Raw genomic sequence first — 19,804 nt, 5'->3', positions numbered from 1 at the left:
ACTCAATATCGTGTCATCCATGTACCTGGCGCACGATAGACCACCGGCAATCCCCGATAGAACCCTCGACTGAGATCGTGGTCATACCACACCTCCAACGTGCTGCCCGAACCAGCTGAGGCAATTGTCCCACCTGCTGTCACTGCGCCGTACATTCGGACTCTTCCGGCTATCGTAATATCTCCGCTTGCGTGGAGCACCCCGTTGACATGCATGCCGGAGAGTTGAACGGACGGCCGAGCAACAGCTGTGGTCTGATCCGATTGTGGAGGACTCAGTGCCCCGATGGACTGTCCTGGCCCACCAGGAGCCAGGACAATATGGCCTTGTACGACCGCAATACCTTCAAAGTACGGAACCTGCAATTTGACCACTCCGAGATTGTCCGGACGGGGGGCCGTCTGATCGAGCGTGTCAACGAATATCAGACCCTGCTGATCGCCGTTTCCCTGTGATCGAAATACCTCGTCTGGTGAGATGCCACGACCTGGCTCTACAATGCCTTGTGGATACAGAAGGCCTTCGCGATCAATGGCGAAATAGCGCCCGAATCGTTGAGCCACTCGCTTGAGGTGTTCATAGGTCCACTGATCAAGGCGAACGCCCGGGATCGGATTCTGCCCGACGTGAAGGTTATGCGGAAAATGAGGAACCTGTTCGGATGATACCTGTGTCAGCTGAACCGCCCCGCCTACCCACGCTTCCATCCATCGATCTTCTCGTGGCGTCATTTCGTCATAGGTCTGTCCGGTGACTCGAGCGAGCGTACTCTTCAGTGGGATCTCATCAATCTGTGCGAGAATCAGATCACCTCCCACCTTTAACTCACCCCAATGTACAGAGACCGGTGATTCACTTCCTGGTACAAACCGGCCCAGCTGCCGGCCCACCTGCACAGCGGCTCTGAGCGGCGGTACGTCCAACGCGCTTAACTGCATGCGTATCGATTGCCTGGCTGGGGGATTGGTGTTTGTTACGACCGTGGCGTCAATGGTGCACAGGAGGCCCGGCTTGGTCGGCGCGTAGACTTTGAGTTCTTCCACCTGTCCAAGATGGGTCATGGTGCGAAACATCCCTGTCTCAGGATCGTTCAATAGTCGATCATCCGAGGGATTGCCCGTGTGCAACCGTACATCCGGCTGATCCGTAGTGCCGACGAATTGTGATCGACCGGATACATCAAAGAAGGATGGCGCTCCTTCCTTATCGCGATTTCTTCGTTCACGAAGAGACGATAGCTGAGGGAGGTCCGCACTTGTCTGGGGACTGTGAAACCAAGTCGTCACCAATTCTACGGCTCCATCAGCAAGTTGCTGAGCAACCGACGCCTCGTTTGCTAATCCAGCACTGACGGCCTCTTGCCCGGCGAGATTAAGCAAGGTCACACCCAACAGCGATAGCATGAGCGCAACGACCATCGCTCCCAGAAGTGCAATCCCCTGCTGACCGTCTTTGACAGTGATATGCGACATGTCTTTACTCCTATGATCGAAGACTTACTTCCCGCAGCATTCTATGCAGGGAGCGTTGAGACTCGATTTCAAGCACGACTCGCTTCACGAGCGATGGCTGCTGCGTGACGTGCCCATACTCGTCCCAGTATGTAAAATGTAGATCGTCCAAATCTCCGATAAGCGTATTCGCTCCTCCGTCGACCATCCGCATCAGACTCACCCTTCCGTTTTCATCTCGCTTGGGGTAATAGATCACCCGATTCTTCACTTCCACGGAGGCACCGGCGGGAAAAGCCGTGGCCACCGGCTCGGTCAAGGTCAGCTGATAACGCTGCCCTGAACGGGAAAGTCGATGCTCTTCGCAGGCCTGCTGACCGCAAATGATGACGGTCTTTCCCTCACTCCATCCACTGCCATTCTGCACTGTCACAACTGATTGACCCGGCACCACCGAACTAGTGGTCATCGTGTGATAGGCACCGATATTGGCGTGAAAGTGAAAGTCATTCGCCGTCGCTGACACGATCGACTCGGCAACCGCCAATCGGACTTCTTGTTCGAATATCTCTAACCCCAGTCTGAGGTCCTGCTGGTGTCTCAGGTCCTTTTGCTGTTTGCTGACATGGGCCTGCGCGACAGTGAAGGCATTCAATGCGGCAGCCAATACGATCACTCCGGCCGTCAAACTAACTATCAATTCGGTCAGACACATACCGCGCGTGTCGAGTCCAATGTCGATGGAGCGCCGGCGCCGCTTGTCCGATCTGGTGACATCTCCTTGGTTCATCGTTGCCCCACAAAATTTGGATTAGCTCGAATGGTCGCCACCTGCACGTGTCTTCTATGCCCGTTAAGACCAGAATAAGACGCGACCGCTCGAATCCTCACCATGGGGGCGGAACGCAGTGGCCCTGTGCGTTCGGCTTCAATCGTCCACACGACCGTCATCCCGTCACGCTCATAGCCGGCTGTATAGACCCCATCACCCGCAGTCCTATCAGGGCCTTGGCCGTCATCCATCATGAGCGTTTCGAAAGTCCCATCGCGATCGAGATCATCTTCAAGAAGGGATTGCCAACGAACGGACCGTTTCGCTTCCAACCGTGCCTGGGCCAACTCGATCGCCTTACTATTCAAGCCGCCCTGTTGAAGATGCCTGGATGACACTTCCACTGCTCCCAGAACACCCATCAGGGCAATCCCGGCAATCACCATGGCCACCATTACTTCGATCAGACTGAACCCACCATTCATCATCATTGGTCTCATAGGATCGATACCCGACCCGTGATGCTCACGGTGAGCTGCTGGGTCTGTCCTTCCAGGCTGTGTAGTCGAATCGTCGTGGCACTGGCCGAGCGTCCGCTAGGATGGAAGAGGATCTCGGGCCCCGCGCTGGGTTCTTCGATCACAATCCCCTTTCCTCCATAGTGATACGCATGATGCGTGGTTACCGTGTTGACGAACTGAGTGGTAAGAGCCTTCTGCTCTGGATCGACGATGATTCGAACGCGATCTCGATAGGTCATTGCAAGCTGGCGTGCAAGGCGCAGTTCCGACGCGATTTCCTCGGTCGTACAACGGACCTGCGTGCGCGAGTCGAGGACCGAGTAGTTGGGGAGGGCCATCGTGGCAACCATCCCCATGATCGCGACAACCACCATGAGCTCTGTCAATGTCTTGCCTTCTTGCTTCATAGCTTCCTCACTGTGTCCGCAGTGACTCGATAGCCCGACCCTATATCAAGCCTCATGCCACTTATAATTGAAGACCTCATGAATCAACTCTTACCAAGCAAGGGCTGATTGAAAGCTCCTAAGCTATTGAATCGATGGAACCAATATGAGACGGGTCTGAAATAACCTGGAAGGTGCAACTTCCATCTGGGAGGAGATAATCGTGGAGAAGAGCAGTACCTCAAGAGATACAGTTCTTGACGGAAGAGATACAGTACGAAATGGGGGGAATCGGCCAGGAGAGCCGTTATCCGGCCAGGAGTCCTTGATACCAGTCAAGGAGAGACTGCCCAAAGAATAGTGCCACCAGGGCACCGCATACCAGAAAAGGTCCGAAGGGAATATAGTCTTCGCGCTTGATCACCTGTGTGGCGATAAGGGCAATTCCCACGAGTGATCCCAGCAACGATCCTAGCATGATCGTCATCAGGGCAGGCTTCCAGCCCAAAAACGCGCCTATCATCGCCAAAAGCTTGATGTCCCCTCCCCCCATTCCCTCTTTCCCGAAGAGATAGGGACTGGCCCATGCCAAAAGCCACAGAATTCCTCCACCGACGAGAAGCCCCAGCATGCTATCCAGGAAGCCGAGGGGTAGGATGGTGGTGGCACAGACGAGACCTACAATGATCCCTGGAAACGTTACGGCATTGGGGATAATCTTATGAGACAGGTCCGTCCCGGCTACCACAAGGAGGGCTGAATAGAGCAACCCGTAGGCCGCTGCAACCCAGCCTGGGCCGAAGAACCAGAAAATCCCGGCGTAGCCTAACGCATTCAAGATTTCGACTAGGGGATAGCGGAAAGGAATGCGCGCGCCACAATGCCTGCACTGTCCAGCCAAAACCAAATAACTGACGAGAGGAATGTTATCGTACCAGGCAATGGGATGAGAGCATTGGGGACAATGAGAGCCGGGCCATGCGATCGATTCCTGCCGTGGCAATCGGTGGATACAGACGTTGAGAAAACTGCCGATGAAGGCACCGAAAAGGCCGGCGATCAGGAGCGGAAACAGAATTGATCCATCATGCATAATTGCCCAGAGTTCTTTCCCTACCCAGTAACCCTACTAGGGCCGAGTGCCTTTCTTTACATTTTGGAATGATCACTCCATAATGACTATGATTTATAGACGAGATTTGATTTTGCGTATATGAGTATACCTGAAGCATAGACCTACGTAATATGGAGAACCGGTTATTATGGCAAAGACAACTGGAAAACCACGGCCTCGAAAATCTCTTGCCAATCTCGAACCTCCGGCGCGTTCAAAACGGCCGGAGTCTCTCACGTCACGCGAACAGGAAATTTTGGAATTGATTTGGGCGGGATTTAAGAACAAGGAAATCGGGCAACGGTTGAGGATCAGCGTCAAAACCGTGGAAGCCCACCGCGCCAATATGATGAAGAAAATGCGCGTGTCGAATACCGCTCAACTGCTGAAGACGGCCATCCAGGGTGGCGTACTCAAGATCCGGTAGCGTCAGGCCCGCTCTGGGCTGCGCGGCGTTGACGAACCGCCTCAAATAGGACGATGGCCGCCGCCGCGGATACATTCAACGATTCGATCTGGCCTCTCAGAGGAATGCGGATGCATTCATCACAATGTTGCAAGACGCCGGGTCTGATCCCCGTTCCCTCTCCTCCCAGGACGAGACCGACCGGTTCTCGGAGGTCGACATCCGTAAATAGCTTCTTCGCGGCGGGCGTCACTCCGTAGATCCACACTCCAGCCGTCTTTAACGACTCGATCGACCTGCTCATGTTTGTCACACGCGCAACGGGAATGTGATCGATGGCTCCGGCCGAAGCTTTGGCCACGACTGACGTCAGTCCGGCGGCCCGTCGTTCAGGGATCAATACCCCGTGGGCGCCGGCGCCCTCAGCCGTCCGAAGCACGGCGCCGAGATTGTGTGGATCTTCAACTCCGTCCAAGATGACCAACAGGGGCGCCTCATGCCGTTGGACGGCTCGAGCGAGGATCGATTCCTCCGTCTGATAAGCCTTTGCCGAGGTAAAGGCCACGACGCCTTGATGCTTGCCGTTGGGAACCAGGCGGTCGAAAGAGGTCAGAGGTTGAATATGAATCGGAACACGGCGTGATCGAGCCAGTTGCACCAGGTCGGTGAACTGTTTGTCGGTCCGAAGCACCAACATGCGTTGCAATGGTCTGTTTCCGGCCTTCAGCGCTTCGCGTACGGCATGGAGACCATAGAGAATGTCCTGCGCCTCAGCGCTTCCACCGGGTGGTGCCATCGGGCTTGTCCTCAATGATGATGCCCTGCGAAGCAAGCGACTTCCTTATTTCATCCGCTCGCTGAAAGTCCTTTCTACGGCGGGATTCATTTCGTTCACGCAACAGATCTTCGATCTCGGTATCAGCGAGTCCGGATGTCTTCACCCCGATCGGCATGGCCTCGTCGGCTTCCTTGGCTTGGCCAATTGGCACAACAAACGGCCCAAACTGCCACTTGTCCAACTGAAAGAGTCCAAAATTTTCTCCAAGACTCCGAAACTCTTCCCTGACCCTTTTGCGTGCGGGTATGGATAAACCTTGATTGAGCAGCTTATTGACGTTGGCTTTCAGGCCTTGTAAGGAGGCGATCGCTTCGGGTGTATTCAGGTCGTCATCCATGGTCGATTGAAACGTCACTCGACACCGTTCGATCACTTCACGGAGTTCCTGATCGGCTGTGGCTTTCTCTTCCGGCTCGTCCAACCGTTGAAAGAGATCGTAGAAGCCATTCAACGCGTTCTTTGACTCTTTCAAGGCCTGATCGGAGAAGTCGAGCGGCCCATGGTAATGCGTCGAAAGGAGGAAGTATCGGAGAATTTCTCCCATGATTTCTTCCGGCCATTCCGACTTTTCAAAAATCTCGCGGATCGTGAAGAAGTTCCCCAACGATTTCGACATCTTTTCTTTATTGATCTGCACGAATCCGTTGTGGACCCAATAACGCGCGAATTCTTTTCCCGTCGCTCCGCATGATTGCGCAATCTCGTTCTCATGGTGCGGGAAAATGAGATCCATCCCCCCGCCATGGATGTCGAAGGTTTCACCGAGGTGCCGGATCGACATAGCGGAGCACTCGATATGCCAGCCGGGCCTACCGAGTCCCCAGGGGCTTTCCCATGCCGGCTCACCTGGCTTACTGCTTTTCCATAGGGCGAAGTCCATGGCGTGGCGTTTCCGTTCATCCACATCCACACGTGCACCGGCTTGCAAATCCTCGAGTCGTCGTTTTGACAGCCGTCCATATTCCGGATATTTGGAGACTTCAAAATACACATCTCCATCCACCACGTAAGCCAACCCCTTCGCAGTCAATTGCTCCGTGAGGTGAATGATGTCGGCTATATGCTCCGTGGCCTTCGGCTCCTCCGTCGCGGCTCGGATGCCCAGTTTACCCATATCCTCATGGTAGGCGTGAATGTACTTGGCGGTAATCGCGCCGCAGGAGATGCCTTGTTCGTTTGCTCGTTTGATGATCTTGTCGTCGACATCGGTGAAATTCTTCACGAAGGTCACGGCATAGCCGCTGTATTCCAAGTACCGCCGGAGCATGTCGAACACCAAGGCACTCCGTGCATGGCCGATATGGCAATAGTCATAGACCGTCACGCCACACACATACATCCTCGCCGTTTTCGGCGCGATCGGCTCAAACAGCTCCTTCTTTCCGGTCAGCGTATTGTAGATCTTGAGCATGTGAAGACCCGTCATGGAGTCGTAGGGCTACGCTTCGGCCAATGGGACCAGAGAAAGTACCCGAGGGCAAGCGCCAGAAAAAACCCGATGACGATGTCAAATTGATGAAAGTAATCCCGCAGATGTTCCCACTGTTCGCCCATGCGAAGGCCGATATAGGCCAACAGCCAGCACCAGGGCAACGCTCCGACAAAGGTGAAGACGACGAACCGCGGGAAATTCATCTTCGCAATGCCGGCCGGGAGCGAAATAAACGTCCGCACGACCGGAAGCATTCTGCTGAAAAAGACCGCAGCTTCTCCATATTTGGCGAACCAGCGATCGGCCACATCCAGATCGTGGCGCGAGACCAGGACATACGGCCCATAGCGCTCTGCAAACGGTCGTCCGCCCCAGACCCCCGCATAGTATGCCACGATCGAACCGAGCACATTGCCGACTGCCCCGGCCAGCGTGACCCCGAGCATCGTAAACTGTCCTGTCGTGATCAAATAGCCTGAAAACGGCATGATAATTTCACTGGGAAGCGGAATACAGGCGCTTTCGACGGCCATCGTGAAGAGGATCCCGCCATAGCCAAATCGTGAGATACACGCAATGACGAATCGGCTCAACTCGCCGATGATGGCTTCGATCAGCCCTCCCATCACGCCTCTCGTTGTCCTGGATGGAGGGATCGACGAGCGAGCGGTTGAGGTTTCTTGACTCCATGGGTCATGATCGGCTCCCATGCGCGAAACTGATCCAGCACGCCATGGTTCGTGCTATCCAGGCGGATCGGAGTGATGGAAACAAAGCCCTCTTCAATCGCTTCATGATCGGCGTCCTTACTGCGACTCCACGAGACCCGCTTTCCTGCAATCCAGTAGTACTTGCGGCCGTGCGGATCCAGTTTTTCGATAATGGGATTATCAAACCGCCTTCGGCTGAGACAGGTGACCCGCGCGCCTCTAATTCCCCGTTGCGGGCGATCCGGGATATTGACATTCAAAAGGGTCTCCTCGGGCAGTCCATGAGCAAGGACCAGACGCGCGACACGCGCGGCATAGATCGCGCCGATTTCAAATCGAAATTTCTCCTGCCCCTCTTGCGATACGGCTACGGACGGGATGCCAAGGATGGCCCCTTCCATCGCCGCCGACACCGTGCCTGAATACATGACATCATCGCCGAGGTTCACCCCTTTGTTAATACCGGAGACGACAATGGCGGGCGGTTTCGGCATGACTTTCAGCAGCGCAAGGTTCACGCAATCCACGGGAGTTCCATTCACGGCATACGTGCGTGGGCTCAGTTGATGAAGACGCAACGGCTTATGCAATGTCACGGCGTGGGCGACGGCCGTGCGCTCCCGATCCGGCGCGACAATCCAGACTTCACCGATGGCGGCAAGCGCCTTCGCCAAGGCTGCAATCCCTGGCGACTGGATACCATCATCATTGGTGACGAGGATGCGCATGGTCGACTTTCAACAAAAAGAGCTGCCCGAGGCAGCTCTAGCGATTCAGTAAGGGGTATGGCGTGAGGATGAAGAGCCCGTTTTCCTTGAGGCGCCTAACGCTTCACCTTTCACGTCATTTGGTCGGGGCGGCGGGATTTGAACCCACGACCACTCGCACCCCAAGCGAGTGCGCTACCGGGCTGCGCTACGCCCCGACATGTTTATCACTCCTGACGTCCGCATCTTGACCGATCATCAGGGATGGTCTTCAGTGAAACCTACCCTTTTCTCAGGACGAATGCGAGTCGATAATTTTGAGAATAACTTGAAGATCCCCTCTCAATTTTTTAGCGACCTCTCTGGGACGCAGCCTCCGCGAAGCGGCTCGGCCGCGCCGTACCCAATATCGCTTGACCCCATCGAGGGTATGGCCCTCTTCATAGAGCATTCGCTTGATTTCCAGCACGGTTTCGACATCTCGTTGTACATAGAGGCGTTGATTCCCTCGACTCTTTTTTGGTTTCAGAAACGTAAATTGAGATTCCCAGAAACGGAGCACATACGCGGGAAGCTTCGTCAACTGACTCACTTCTCCGATCTTATAGAAAACCTTGCTCCCCAGCCTGGGTTCAGTTCCCATGACCGGCCTCACGGTGCGCCTTATAATATATTGACGGAGCCGAGCTGGTTGTTGTGTTGACCTGTCTGTGTTGTCTACGCAGGATGATCAAAAAGACCGCCCGCAAGGCCGCAGCGAGCGAGAAGCCGAGTCGTACAATGCGTCGTACGGTGAGGCTTGAAGCGATGCGAGAACGACGCGGGTGGTAGTTTTCAGCATCCTGCTATGAATTGACGTACTTCTTGAATACCTGGCTTGGCCGAAATGTCACGACTCGACGGGGGGTAATCCCAATCTCTTCTCCGGTTCGAGGATTTCGTCCCTTCCGGGCTCCCTTGCTGCGGACGACAAAATTTCCAAACCCCGCGATTTTGACCGATTCTCCCTTCTGCAAGACCGACTTCAACATATTCAGGACAAACTCAACGATATCAGCGGCTTCATTTTTTGAAATGCCGACTTGCTTGAAAATCTCGTCAGCGATATCCGCCTTTCTCATACCACCCCCCTACGTGACCACCGCAACTCGCCGCCTGCCTGCCTGCCTGCCTGCCTGCCTGTTCTACTTCTCTCAATGCGGTGAGTTTTGCTTAAGTTACGTGAGGTTACGAAACCTGTCAAGAATAAATTTGGCTAACGCTTACGAAAATACTCTAGCCCTTCGCGAGAAGTTTGTATTCGATACTGTCCACGAGCGCCTGCCACGTCGCCTCGATGATGTTTTCCGAGACCCCGACCGTCCCCCACTTATCCTTATGGTCTCCCGATTCGATCAAGACACGCACCTTTGACTCGGTCCCTCGATTAGCCGCCAAAACACGCACCTTATAGTCAAGAAGTTTCACTTCCTGAAGCTGAGGGTAAAACTTCTCCAATGACTTTCGCAACGCATGGTCGAGCGCATTGACGGGTCCGGCCCCGACCGCCGCCGTATGTTCGACCACATCGCCGACTTTGACCATCACCGTGGCTTCGGAAAGAGTCGTTCCATCCTCCTGCTTCTTCTCGACAATCACACGAAACCCGAGTAATTGAAACGAGGGCCGATGGCTCCCCATGGCCTTTCGCATGAGCAATTCGAACGATCCTTCGGCGCCTTCGAATTGATAGCCCTGGCTCTCTCGATCCTTCAGCGTATGGATCAGCTCGTCGACCTTGGAATGGTCCTTTGCAAGCGTGATCCCATACGCTTCGATTTTATCGAGAAGCCCGCTCCGTCCTCCGTAGTCGGAAATCAGCATCCGTTGCCGATTCCCGACTCGGGCCGGATCGACATGTTCATAAGTCGCCGGATTCTTCAGCACGGCGTGAATATGCACGCCCCCTTTGTGCGCAAACGCGGAATCGCCGACATAGGGCTGATGTTTGTTGGGCATCAGATTCGCGATTTCCGTGACAAACCCCGACACATCCTTGAGATGGCTCAAGCGATCGGTCAAGGCCGGACGCTTCATCTTCAATTCTAAATTCGGAATGATCGAACAGAGGTTGGCATTCCCACACCGCTCTCCGATCCCATTGATCGTCCCCTGGACCTGCCGGATGCCCAATTCGATCGCCACAAGCGAGTTCGCCACGGCCATTTCACAGTCGTTATGCGCATGAATCCCGAGCGGCACCGGACACTCGCGTTGAACCACGCCGCAGATCTCGCGAACTTCCCACGGCATCGTGCCGCCGTTCGTATCGCAAAGGATGACCCGTTCGGCTCCGGCCTCCACCGCTTTTCTGATGGTGGCTAGCGCATACTCGGGATTGGTCTTGTATCCGTCGAAGAAATGCTCCGCATCGTAGAACACCCGGCGTCCTTTTCCGTGGAGATAGGCGATGGAATCGGCGATCAACTCTAAGTTCTTGCTCAGCGAGATGCCGAGGGCATCGGTCACGTGGAGCGACCAGGTCTTCCCAAAGAGGGTGATGGTTTTGGTCTCGGCGGCGAGTAAGGCCTGGAGATTGGGGTCTTTGCGGACAATATTACTGGCTTTTCTGGTCGACCCAAACGCGATCACATCGGCATGTTTCAGTGGAATCGTCTTGATCATCCGGAAGAATTCAATGTCTTTGGGGTTCGCCCCGGGCCAACCGCCTTCGATAAAATGAACCCCCAGGCTATCCAACTTTTGCGCGATTCGCACTTTGTCTTCAGCAGAGAAACTGACATCCTCCGCCTGAGCCCCGTCGCGCAACGTCGTGTCATAGATTTCCAACAACGCTATCTGATCCGCAGATGGTGTTGGCTTAAGAAGCGGCTGTTGCTCACGCGAAGCGCGGGACGAGCCGGATTGAGAGGTCTTTCGAGCCATGGAGGAAAAGGGTACCAGGTTCAAGGGTTCTCTGTCGACAGCCCGAGGGGCACCCAAAGCCAGGGCATTGGCTAGTCCCGCCGTACCGGCCACCATGCTACAGGAAGATTATAGGCGTCCTTTGTTCTGGATCACCCAGGAGGACAGTATGAAAGCTGGCACAACCCTCATGACTCCAATGCTCTTAGTTGGTGCAGTCGCCTGCGGTCCGACCACCGATACCGTTGTAGCCCCATTCGAACTGACCAGCGACTTTACGTCGAGCACGTTGCCCGGCAACAGCACACTCACCGGTCCTGCCAAGGCCCGTCAGCGTCTGGAACGGTTCGTAGCCTATGCTTATGATGGGGTCAGCGGCGATATTGCGCAGGGCAATGGCGAATATCTGACCTCGCTGGCGGTCCTGGCAGGGGTTCCGACCGCCTCGCAGGCAGCATTTCTGGCGGAAATGCAGAGCCACTACGCCGTGCTATACGATCCCGGTTTATCGCGCAAAGAGGTCTGGACGCGGGTTGTGAACCGCGCCTGGTCAGCCGGCTACGGAAGAACCGGGGACAGGCGCAATCCTCTCGAGTCGAGTGGTTCGTGAGCAGGCTTTAACGGCGTCGCAGAGGTGATCCATTGCGAGCCTGAACCCTGACCTTCCCCTTCACGCGGGCCACGCGACCTCATATCTCGAACACCTTCCGCACTTCGTCGTCCTGGGTTGTCGACTATTTGATTAATAACCTGTCTTTTCCGCAGCCCAGACCTCTGCAGCCAAAGGTAGTTCGTTGAGTTCGAGACGCGCTTCGCGCCAGGTTGGATAATGTTCCTGGAGGATGGCGATGAAATGGTCACTGTGCCTAGGCTCGATCAAATGAATCATTTCATGGACAATGACATATTCCAACAGGTCCTTCGGCTTCTTCACAAGTTCCGTGTTCAATCTAATGTGTTTCCGTCGCGGATCGCAGCCCCCCCATTTGGTCTTCATGCGTTGCAGGAAATAGCCAGCCACCGGCAGTCCGAGACGTGACTCCCACTTGGCGATCAGGCGAGGAACAATCTTGTGCAGCAGGGACTTGTGCCACTCATGCATCACCCTCGCACGGACCGCCGTTGTGCTGCCTGGTCGCACAACGAGGGTGATACGCCGATGACCCAGCGTGACGCTAGGCTTTGCATTCCGGTACTCCACCGATAACAGATAGCACCGCCCCCACAGGTAGTGAGTCTCCCGTGTGATGAACCGGCGGGGGCTTTCGCGAGCTTGTTTAGAAAATTTCTCCTTCTGTGTTCGAATCCACGCCAGTTTCGAGATCGCATAGGCACGGGCGACTTCCGCCCGTGTGCTGGTAGGAGCAACCAAGCTTACGCGGCCTTCCGGCGGATGCACAGACAAATGCACATGCTTGACCGCCTTGCGAGTCAGTTGGATAGAGATGTCGCCAAGCTGCAAGGTCTCGCTCATCCGTACCCCGGCTGGTTCTTGACCAGTTCAAAGAGTGCCCGCGTTGCCTCACGATCGCGGTCGAGCAACGGGAACAGCGCATTGAGCACCTGCGCCTCACGCGCATGGTCGCCCTTCCAACCCGCCGGCGCCTGCTCCCGCATGACACGATCAATCTCCAGCGCCAGCCTTGCTAGTCGGCTCCCGTATTCTACTTGGGATTCAGCGGCGACATCGGCAGCGTCGTGGCCAGCCGCGAGGATCTGCGGGAGGTTCCGAAAGATCACGACGGCCTCCCGGTTGCCGTGAAGCACCGCAGGAACCTCCTCTTCCGGTTCTTTCGCCACCAACCGCTTGGCTAGGGCTTCCGCTTTCCGAAGGAACTCCTCGTAAGACGCCGCATCCGCGCGGCTCTGCTTGATCAGATCACTCAGCAGCTTCGACATTTCGGCGTAAAACTTCGGGTCGGTGAGCTGCTCACGGATGATAGTCTTGCGAACGTTGTTGATGATGCCTTCCGCGATGGCGTTTTTGGAGAGCTTGCCCTTCTCGTTCAGCTTGCGGGCGATGGCGTCATTGATGCCGGTTTCGACGATCAATTCCGTGAGTGACAGCGAATTGAGGTTGCCCATGTCCGCCGCCGGGTCGGCTTGCACGTAGGTGTTGAGCAAGTGCCGCATGTCAGCCTCATAGGGCTTGATATCCAACTCCTCGCCTGAGTGCCTTTTGATGGCGCTGAGGTTCTGAGCGATGTCGGCGTAGGCACACACGAAGGTGGCGACGGATTTGTAGAAGGAAATGCGCAACGGCTCCGTGTTCGCCAGTGCCTGAGGATTAGCCGCGTCACCGCAGAAGTAACGGAGAAACTGCTCCACTTCACGCGGGAGCGGCACCGGGTCGCACAGGTAGCGAAGCGCCTCGCGGGCGGCATCAAGCTGTTTCTTTCCTTCTTTCAGCCAGTCCTTCAGCTCGACGTTGTTGGTGCCGCCGTTGCCCTGATCAATGTCCAGCTCGTCGGAGCTATAGACCGCGATGGCCTCCTGTACGTCTTTGAATAGCTCTTTGAAGTCCACGATGTAGCCGTAATCCTTATCGTCTCCGTCCAAGCGATTCGTGCGGCAGATGGCTTGGAAGAGGTTGTGGTCGTGCAGTTCGTTGTCGAGGTAGATGCAGGTGCAGCTCGGCGCGTCAAAGCCGGTCAGGAGTTTGCTCACGACGATCAGGAGCTTCATGTTCGCAGGCTCCTCGATGAAGCGGCGCTTGGCTTCGTCCTCTAGGCTTTCGTCGTCTGCGCGCTCTTGAGGACATGCTTCGTGTAGGTGTCGAACTTGTAGCGTTCGTCGCTGTTCGCAGGCTCTTCGAGATCGCCGTCGCGTTCGGCTCGAAGGACGTGATGATGCCGCAATATTGGCCAAACGGTTTGCTGTGGAAGATGCGGTAGTAGTGGCAGGCGTCGTAGATGCTCGCGGCTACGAGAATGGCCGTGCCCCGGTCGTTGTTCAGGCGCGGCTTCGTGTCGAAATCGTGGATGATGCTGGCGGCGATACGGGCCTTGCGCTCCTCGGCGCTCATCAGCTCCTCCATCGTCGCCCAGCGCTTGCGGATGATGGCTTTCTGGAAATTGTTCAGTGTCTTTGTCTTTTGTTCGAAATACGCCTCAATGGCCTTGGGCGAGGTGATGCGTTGCGGCACGTCGCGGCCTCATATTTCAAGTCGAGGATGACTCCATCCGCCACACCTTCGTGGAACTTGTAGGTGTGAATGTAGGTGCCGAAGATGTCGCGAGTTCTTAGTTTGGCAGCATCCTTCTTCAAAAGCGGCGTGCCGGTGAAGCCGATAAAGATGGCATGCTCCAGCCAACGTTTCATCTGGCGGTTCATGTCGCCGCCCTGGGTGCGGTGGCATTCATCCACGAAGACGTAGAACCGGCCATGAACGTGCGGCGGCGGGCCTTCGAGGTCGGCGGGATCGAACTTGTGGATCAGTGCGCACAGCAGTCTGGGCGAGGGGGCGCCCAGCTTGGCCACAAACTCTGCCCGGTTCAGGATGCGAGGTGATAGCGAGTCTTCGCCGATGACCCCGGCGTTCTTCATCACGCCCTCGATCTGCTTGTCCAGTTCGTCGCGGTCGGTGACGACGAGGATGCGGGCCTCGGGATCGTGTTCCAGCAACCACTTGGCGAGCAGCACCATGAGGATGCTCTTACCGCTCCCCTGCGTATGCCAGATCACGCCCCCTTCTCGTGTGCGGATGCGTTCCTGCGCCGCCTTCACACCGGCGAATTGATGCGGGCGTGGCACTTTCTTGATGCCTCCATCGAAGATGATGAAGTTACGGATCAAATCGAGCAGGCGGGACTTCTCGCACATCTCGGCCAGTGGCCGGTCCAGGAGAGTGCCCGGCGCTAGCTTGGCGGCGCTGGCCGACTTCCACTCTACGAAGAATTCCTCCCGCGTGGTCACCGTGCCGTAGCGCAGCCCCTGCGAATCGCTCCCCGCGAGCACCAGTTGCACCGTCGGGAAGAAGCCCTTGTTGAAGATTTCCTCTTGGTTGGTGATGAGCTGGCGCACCCCATCCGCGATCTCGACGGAACTTCGCTTCAGCTCGATGACGCCGACGGCAATGCCGTTCAGGTACAGGACGAGGTCTGGCCGACGCTCGTAGCCGCCGCGCAAGGTCACTTCCTCGGCGAGGGCGAAGTCATTCTTCTCTGGGTGCTCCCAGTCCACCAGATGCACTGTATCGTGTGGTTTCCCGGCTGCGATTTGCACCGACACGCCGTAGCGCAGCAGTTGGTAAGTGCGTAGATTGGCCTGATAGAGCGTAATGCCGGTGGCGTCCGCTGCGGCCATCAGCCTTTGCAGGGCGGCGGAAATGTGTGGCTCGGAATAGCCGCGTTCCATTAAATTTGCGCGGAGCAGATCCGCCTCGATACAGCGGTTGTTCTCCCGCTTGGTCCACTCGCCGAGGTGGCGGTAGCCGAGACAATCGGGCCGGGCCTTGTCCGTGAACAGAGCGATGACACGGTTCTGCGTCTTGCGTTCGGAGCGGGGTTGTTCAGCGAATGGACTCATTCCGCGACCTCCCAGCGTCCACCCTTAGCCGGACCGACTCGGCGAATGTAGCCGTGAGTCTTTAGGTATTGGAGGTTCTTATCCACGGCCGTCGTGCTCAGCCCCAGCGTTTCCGCCAAGACCTTGGTGGTGATTGTTGCGTCCCGACGCATGGCGGCCAAAATCGCCACACGAGTTTCACCCAACTTTTCACCCAACCCGACTGGGCTGCGTGGAAAGCTCTTGCCGGCCGATCGGATGTGCGCCGGATTAGCGCGAAACGTCACCATCACGCCCGACAGGTCAACGTCGTATGCCGGTGGCTCAATGCCGTGCTCCCGGCAATCGCGGTTGATCTTCTCGATGCCGCGGCCCCAAGCCTCGATGTAACCGGCACGGAAGAAGGCATTGGCAATCAGCGGGTTGGACGGCTCCGAAGCATGTTTGCCGAACAATTTCTTGAGTGTCCAATGTTCCGGCAGAGCCCCCGGATTCCAGACGGCAATCCGGTCGTCATAGACGCTGATCTGCATGGGAATGCCACGGCTGTAATCCTTGTGAACGATAGCGTTGAGCACCGTCTCGCGCAACGCCGACTCGGGAAACAGGAACGTCTCACGGCGCTGAATGCCGTGGTAGGTGATGTACGCCTTGAGGTACTTGGTCCGCAGGAATTCGAGCACCTGTTCGACTTGCCCGAAGAGATTGCCATGCACTTCGTCCTGATAACGCAGATCGTCATCGGTCACGAAGAAGCCGATTTTGACCCACGCGCCGGTCACGTGCTTTTCGGGCTGATCCGTGAAGAGCAAACCGGCCGCGCGCCGCAACCAGCATCGCACTACTCTAATAGGCGACTCCCGAGTATCAGACCGACTCACCCTGGCGAGGCGCCAGGGCGATTGTCATAGGTGATCCGGAACACGGTATCCGTTAGCCAGCGCTTGAAGGACTCGTTATCCATGAATTGCTTAAAGAGCTCCGTGTCGTCCTTCAGAACAGCGGTCATTACTCTTGCCAGCGCCTTGTCATGCTCAATCTTTGCATTTTGTCTGTCAGAGTTCTGCTTCGCATTTTGATAGGCCGTATCCGCTGCCACGCGGTTCGGGATGTCTTCCGTAATCAGCTTGTGTACACGGTCGGCATCGGCCCACGGGATGTTGCCAAATTGAGCATTGAAGGACTTCAGAATCTTAGAAAGCCGCTCGAGCTCTGGCTCAGGCTTGCTTCCTCCACCGGTTATTGGTGCCGGCTCGATTTCGGCATTCTCGTCCGGTAACTGAATCTTCATCGCGGCCTTCTTCTCAACGCGATAGCTGTCCACATCAATGGCTTCCAAGATCCCTTTGGCGAGATCTTCTTCCTTCGGAGCCGGCAACTTAGACACAAGAAAGTTGAGGAAGATCGACAGCTTTTCCCACTCCGCGTTGGTATAGGGCAGTATCGAAGAGAGGAAACCATAGGCTCGCAAAAAAGCCTTGGCCTTGCCTTTGAAATCCACCTGCCCGTCCTCGTCGAGCTGATTCTTATAGACGGCGACAGAGACATCAAGGATCGGATCGAGTTTATCTCGGTCGGCACCACTCAGGTACAACCCAACAAGCTGGTCGACTTGTATTTGCGCATAGACTTGATAGCCATCAAGCGCGGCCTTCAAGTCGTGAAGCTTGTTGGGATCGGTCTCTTCAGAAAGGATCGTCGTGCGGTAGTAGTCGGCGAAAGCCTCTTGGATGGTGTCGCTGTCGTTCATGAAATCGAGCACGAATACGTCATGCTTCTGTGGATGGGCACGATTCAGCCGAGAGAGCGTTTGCACTGCCTTGATTCCTGAGAGAATCTTGTCCACGTACATCGTGTGGAGCAGCGGCTCGTCGTACCCCGTTTGGAACTTGTCGGCGCAAATCAGGAAGCGGTATGGATCCTCCTGAATCTTGTCCGCAATCTGACTCGATGGGAACCCGTTCAAAGAAGCCTCGGTCACCTTCGTGTCACCGTATTCATGCTCGCCCGAAAATGCAACGATAGCCTGATAGGGACTCTTGCGCTCTCTCAGATAGTCGCGGAAGGCGTGGTAGTACTGGATGGCCCGCTCGACTCCACTCGTCACCACCATCGCCCTAGCCTGTCCGCCGATCTTGTTCAGCGCCAGCACCTGCTCATGAAAATGATCCACCATAATTTCAGCTTTGAGTCGAATGGCGTGGTCGTGGCTTTCGACGTACCGACGCAACTTCTTCTTCGCACGCTTGGTATCGAACTCCGGATCGGCCTCGATCTTCTTTACAAGCTTGTAGTAGCTCTCAACCGGCGTGTAGTGCTTGAGGACGTCAAGGATGAATCCCTCCTGAATCGCCTGCTTCATCGTGTAGCTGTGGAAAGGACGGTGCTGCACCTTCCCTTCGGCATCTGGAGGCTGAGCCTCGCCGAAGATCTCCAGCGTCTTATTTTTGGGTGTGGCGGTGAAGGCGAAGTAGCTGGCATTGGGCAGGAGCTTCTTGGCTTCTATAATCCGGTTGATCTTGTCCTCTGTGGTTTCTTCCTCGTCCTCTGCTCCGGCGGTAGAAAGCGCCATGCTGAGCGCCGCCGATGTCCGCCCGCCCTGACTGGAATGCGCTTCATCGATGACGATTGCGAATTTCTTCCCACGTTGCGCGTTGCCGATCTCTTCTAAGATGAAGGGGAACTTTTGGACGGTAGAGATAATGATCTTCTTCCCTTCGGCGATGAACTTACGCAAGTCACCAGAGTGTTCTGCATGCCCGACAGTGGCCCCGACTTGAGCAAACTGTTTGATGGTATCGCGGATTTGCTTGTCGAGGATGCGCCGATCCGTCACGACAATGATCGAGTCGAAGACCAGTGCATCATCTTTCTGTAAACCAATGAGTTGATGGGCGAGCCAGGCGATGGAATTAGATTTGCCGCTGCCGGCTGAATGTTGGATTAGATACCGCCGACCTATACCATGCTGTCGTGCATCGGATAGAAGCTTGCGTACCACGTCGAGCTGGTGGAACCGCGGCCAGATCTGTATTGCCTTCTTTTTGCCGGTCTTCTCATTCTTCTCCTCAACGATCTGCGCATAGTTTTCCAGGACCTCGGCCAACCCCTCGCGAGTGAGCACCCGACGCCATAGAAAATCGGTCTTTATGCCGTAAGGGTTGGGCGGATTGCCCGCCCCATCATTCCAGCCTTGATTGAACGGAAGAAACCAGGAGCCTTTCCCTTTCAAGTGCGTACTGAACCGCACTTCGTGATCGTCCACGGCAAAATGCACGACGCAGCGTCCGAACTCGAAGAGTTTCTCGCGTGGATCGCGATCGCGCTTGTATTGCTCGACGGCGTCTTCAACTGTCTGTTTGGTAAGGCTGTTCTTGAGTTCAAACGTGGCAATGGGTAAACCGTTGATGAACAGGGCGAGGTCGAGCGCACGCTGTGTTCCGTCACGACTGTAGCGAAGCTGCCGAGTGACAGTGAATCGGTTTGACGCATTCAGTGTAGCGGCCTTCTCATTGCCTGGCGAAGGTGTGCCATAAAATAAATCGACATGGTGTGGCCCGTCCTTGATTCCATGGCGCAGGACATCGATCACGCCATGCTTCGAGATCTCCCCTTGGAGTCGGGCCAGAAACTTACGCCGGGTTGGGCTATCGTTATTGAGGTCTAATGCTTCGGCAACTTTCGGCTGTGTGGCGTGTAAGAATGCGCTGAGCTGCGGAAGGTCCACGCAGAACTCGCGGTCGTAGTCCTCGGCTTGGCCGGAAATCCATCCGGTACCGCCATATCGTTCCCGAATGAGGCTAATGCCCTCGCCAGGTGGCGGCCCTTCGCCAGAGGCTTGGCCAGCCATTGCCGTGACGATGAGGTTTTCAAGACCCTTTTCGCTGGTGTCGGTGTTCACGGGAAGTCTCTAATCAAGTACCCATCAAGTAACAAGCACTCTCTAACTTGTCGAGCTTAAATGACCCGCCCCTCAAGATCCGTCTATCAAGCCCGCTCTAATCAAGCAACCGTCAAGCAATGCAGAGAAGTATCACCTCGTTATATCAATATGTTA

General features: G+C 55.7%; 17 protein-coding genes, 1 tRNA gene and 1 pseudogene. 2 read left to right on the top strand and 17 right to left on the bottom strand.

Translation table 11 applies throughout. The features are described 5' to 3' along the window. Positions 1-2: 2 nt before the first annotated feature. The 5 genes from COMA2_RS12880 to COMA2_RS12860 all read right to left on the bottom strand — a co-directional run bounded on the left by COMA2_RS12880 (position 3) and on the right by COMA2_RS12860 (position 4,223). Entirely contained in the window at positions 3-1,472 is a 1,470-nt protein-coding gene (locus COMA2_RS12880; RefSeq protein WP_090898802.1) for a hypothetical protein, read from the bottom strand. Positions 1,473-1,482: 10 nt separating this feature from the next. Further along, a complete protein-coding gene (locus tag COMA2_RS12875; protein ID WP_090898799.1) occupies positions 1,483-2,241 on the bottom strand; it encodes a PulJ/GspJ family protein in 759 nt (252 codons plus the stop codon). After that, complete coding sequence (locus tag COMA2_RS12870; protein ID WP_175304587.1) at positions 2,238-2,714, bottom strand: type IV pilus modification PilV family protein; 477 nt, start codon at positions 2,712-2,714, stop codon at positions 2,238-2,240. The genes COMA2_RS12875 and COMA2_RS12870 overlap by 4 nt, the downstream gene beginning before the upstream one ends. Positions 2,715-2,719: 5 nt before the next feature. Then, positions 2,720-3,151 carry a GspH/FimT family pseudopilin gene (locus tag COMA2_RS12865; protein ID WP_090898793.1) on the bottom strand — a complete coding sequence of 144 codons (432 nt, stop codon included), beginning with the start codon at positions 3,149-3,151 and terminating at the stop codon, positions 2,720-2,722. Between the two features lie 286 nt (positions 3,152-3,437). Continuing rightward, entirely contained in the window at positions 3,438-4,223 is a 786-nt protein-coding gene (locus COMA2_RS12860; protein ID WP_090898789.1) for a prepilin peptidase, read from the bottom strand. A gap of 169 nt (positions 4,224-4,392) precedes the next feature. Here COMA2_RS12860 and COMA2_RS12855 point away from each other — a divergent pair, with 169 nt between their 5' ends. Further along, positions 4,393-4,671, top strand: a complete 279-nt coding sequence (locus COMA2_RS12855; RefSeq protein ID WP_090898786.1) for a response regulator transcription factor — start codon at positions 4,393-4,395, stop codon at positions 4,669-4,671. On the opposite strand, the gene rlmB is transcribed toward COMA2_RS12855, so the two are convergent. The 8 genes from rlmB to cimA form a co-directional block, all read right to left on the bottom strand. Beyond that, on the bottom strand, positions 4,658-5,446 hold the full coding sequence (gene rlmB, locus COMA2_RS12850) for a 23S rRNA (guanosine(2251)-2'-O)-methyltransferase RlmB (protein ID WP_245631010.1): 789 nt from the start codon (positions 5,444-5,446) through the stop codon (positions 4,658-4,660). The two genes, COMA2_RS12855 and rlmB, sit on opposite strands and share 14 nt — an antisense overlap. Then, positions 5,421-6,899 carry a cysteine--tRNA ligase gene (gene cysS / locus COMA2_RS12845; protein WP_090898783.1) on the bottom strand — a complete coding sequence of 493 codons (1,479 nt, stop codon included), beginning with the start codon at positions 6,897-6,899 and terminating at the stop codon, positions 5,421-5,423. The genes rlmB and cysS overlap by 26 nt, the downstream gene beginning before the upstream one ends. Before the next feature lie 11 nt (positions 6,900-6,910). Further along, positions 6,911-7,537 carry a DedA family protein gene (locus COMA2_RS12840; protein WP_407919015.1) on the bottom strand — a complete coding sequence of 209 codons (627 nt, stop codon included), beginning with the start codon at positions 7,535-7,537 and terminating at the stop codon, positions 6,911-6,913. An 8-nt stretch (positions 7,538-7,545) separates the two neighbouring features. After that, positions 7,546-8,358 (bottom strand): 5'/3'-nucleotidase SurE, encoded by an 813-nt coding sequence (gene surE / locus COMA2_RS12835; protein ID WP_090898780.1) that lies wholly within the window; start codon positions 8,356-8,358, stop codon positions 7,546-7,548. 120 nt (positions 8,359-8,478) lie between these two features. After that, positions 8,479-8,555: transfer RNA gene (locus COMA2_RS12830), tRNA-Pro, on the bottom strand. 74 nt (positions 8,556-8,629) lie between these two features. After that, on the bottom strand, positions 8,630-8,980 hold the full coding sequence (locus COMA2_RS12825) for a MerR family transcriptional regulator (protein WP_090898777.1): 351 nt from the start codon (positions 8,978-8,980) through the stop codon (positions 8,630-8,632). A gap of 202 nt (positions 8,981-9,182) precedes the next feature. Then, on the bottom strand, positions 9,183-9,458 hold the full coding sequence (locus COMA2_RS12820) for an integration host factor subunit alpha (RefSeq protein ID WP_090898775.1): 276 nt from the start codon (positions 9,456-9,458) through the stop codon (positions 9,183-9,185). A gap of 154 nt (positions 9,459-9,612) precedes the next feature. Then, entirely contained in the window at positions 9,613-11,175 is a 1,563-nt protein-coding gene (gene cimA, locus COMA2_RS12815) for a citramalate synthase (protein ID WP_175304617.1), read from the bottom strand. Positions 11,176-11,410: 235 nt separating this feature from the next. Between cimA and COMA2_RS12810 the strand changes: the two genes are divergently transcribed. Then, positions 11,411-11,851 (top strand): DUF3015 family protein, encoded by a 441-nt coding sequence (locus tag COMA2_RS12810; RefSeq protein ID WP_175304585.1) that lies wholly within the window; start codon positions 11,411-11,413, stop codon positions 11,849-11,851. 132 nt (positions 11,852-11,983) lie between these two features. Here COMA2_RS12810 and COMA2_RS12805 read toward each other — a convergent pair whose 3' ends face one another. The 4 genes and pseudogenes from COMA2_RS12805 to COMA2_RS12790 all read right to left on the bottom strand — a co-directional run bounded on the left by COMA2_RS12805 (position 11,984) and on the right by COMA2_RS12790 (position 19,648). Continuing rightward, a complete protein-coding gene (locus tag COMA2_RS12805; protein WP_090898767.1) occupies positions 11,984-12,715 on the bottom strand; it encodes a M48 family metallopeptidase in 732 nt (243 codons plus the stop codon). Continuing rightward, positions 12,712-15,768: pseudogene (locus tag COMA2_RS21130) on the bottom strand (type I restriction endonuclease subunit R). Before COMA2_RS21130 ends, COMA2_RS12805 begins: the two are co-directional and overlap by 4 nt. Then, positions 15,765-16,589 (bottom strand): ATP-binding protein, encoded by an 825-nt coding sequence (locus tag COMA2_RS12795; RefSeq protein WP_217490742.1) that lies wholly within the window; start codon positions 16,587-16,589, stop codon positions 15,765-15,767. Before COMA2_RS12795 ends, COMA2_RS21130 begins: the two are co-directional and overlap by 4 nt. Before the next feature lie 35 nt (positions 16,590-16,624). Next, entirely contained in the window at positions 16,625-19,648 is a 3,024-nt protein-coding gene (locus COMA2_RS12790; RefSeq protein WP_090898762.1) for a type I restriction endonuclease subunit R, read from the bottom strand. Positions 19,649-19,804: the final 156 nt, after the last annotated feature.

Source organism: Candidatus Nitrospira nitrificans, assembly GCF_001458775.1.
Classification (GTDB): Bacteria; Nitrospirota; Nitrospiria; order Nitrospirales; family Nitrospiraceae; genus Nitrospira_D; species Nitrospira_D nitrificans.
This window is presented reverse-complemented; position numbering and strand designations above follow the sequence as displayed.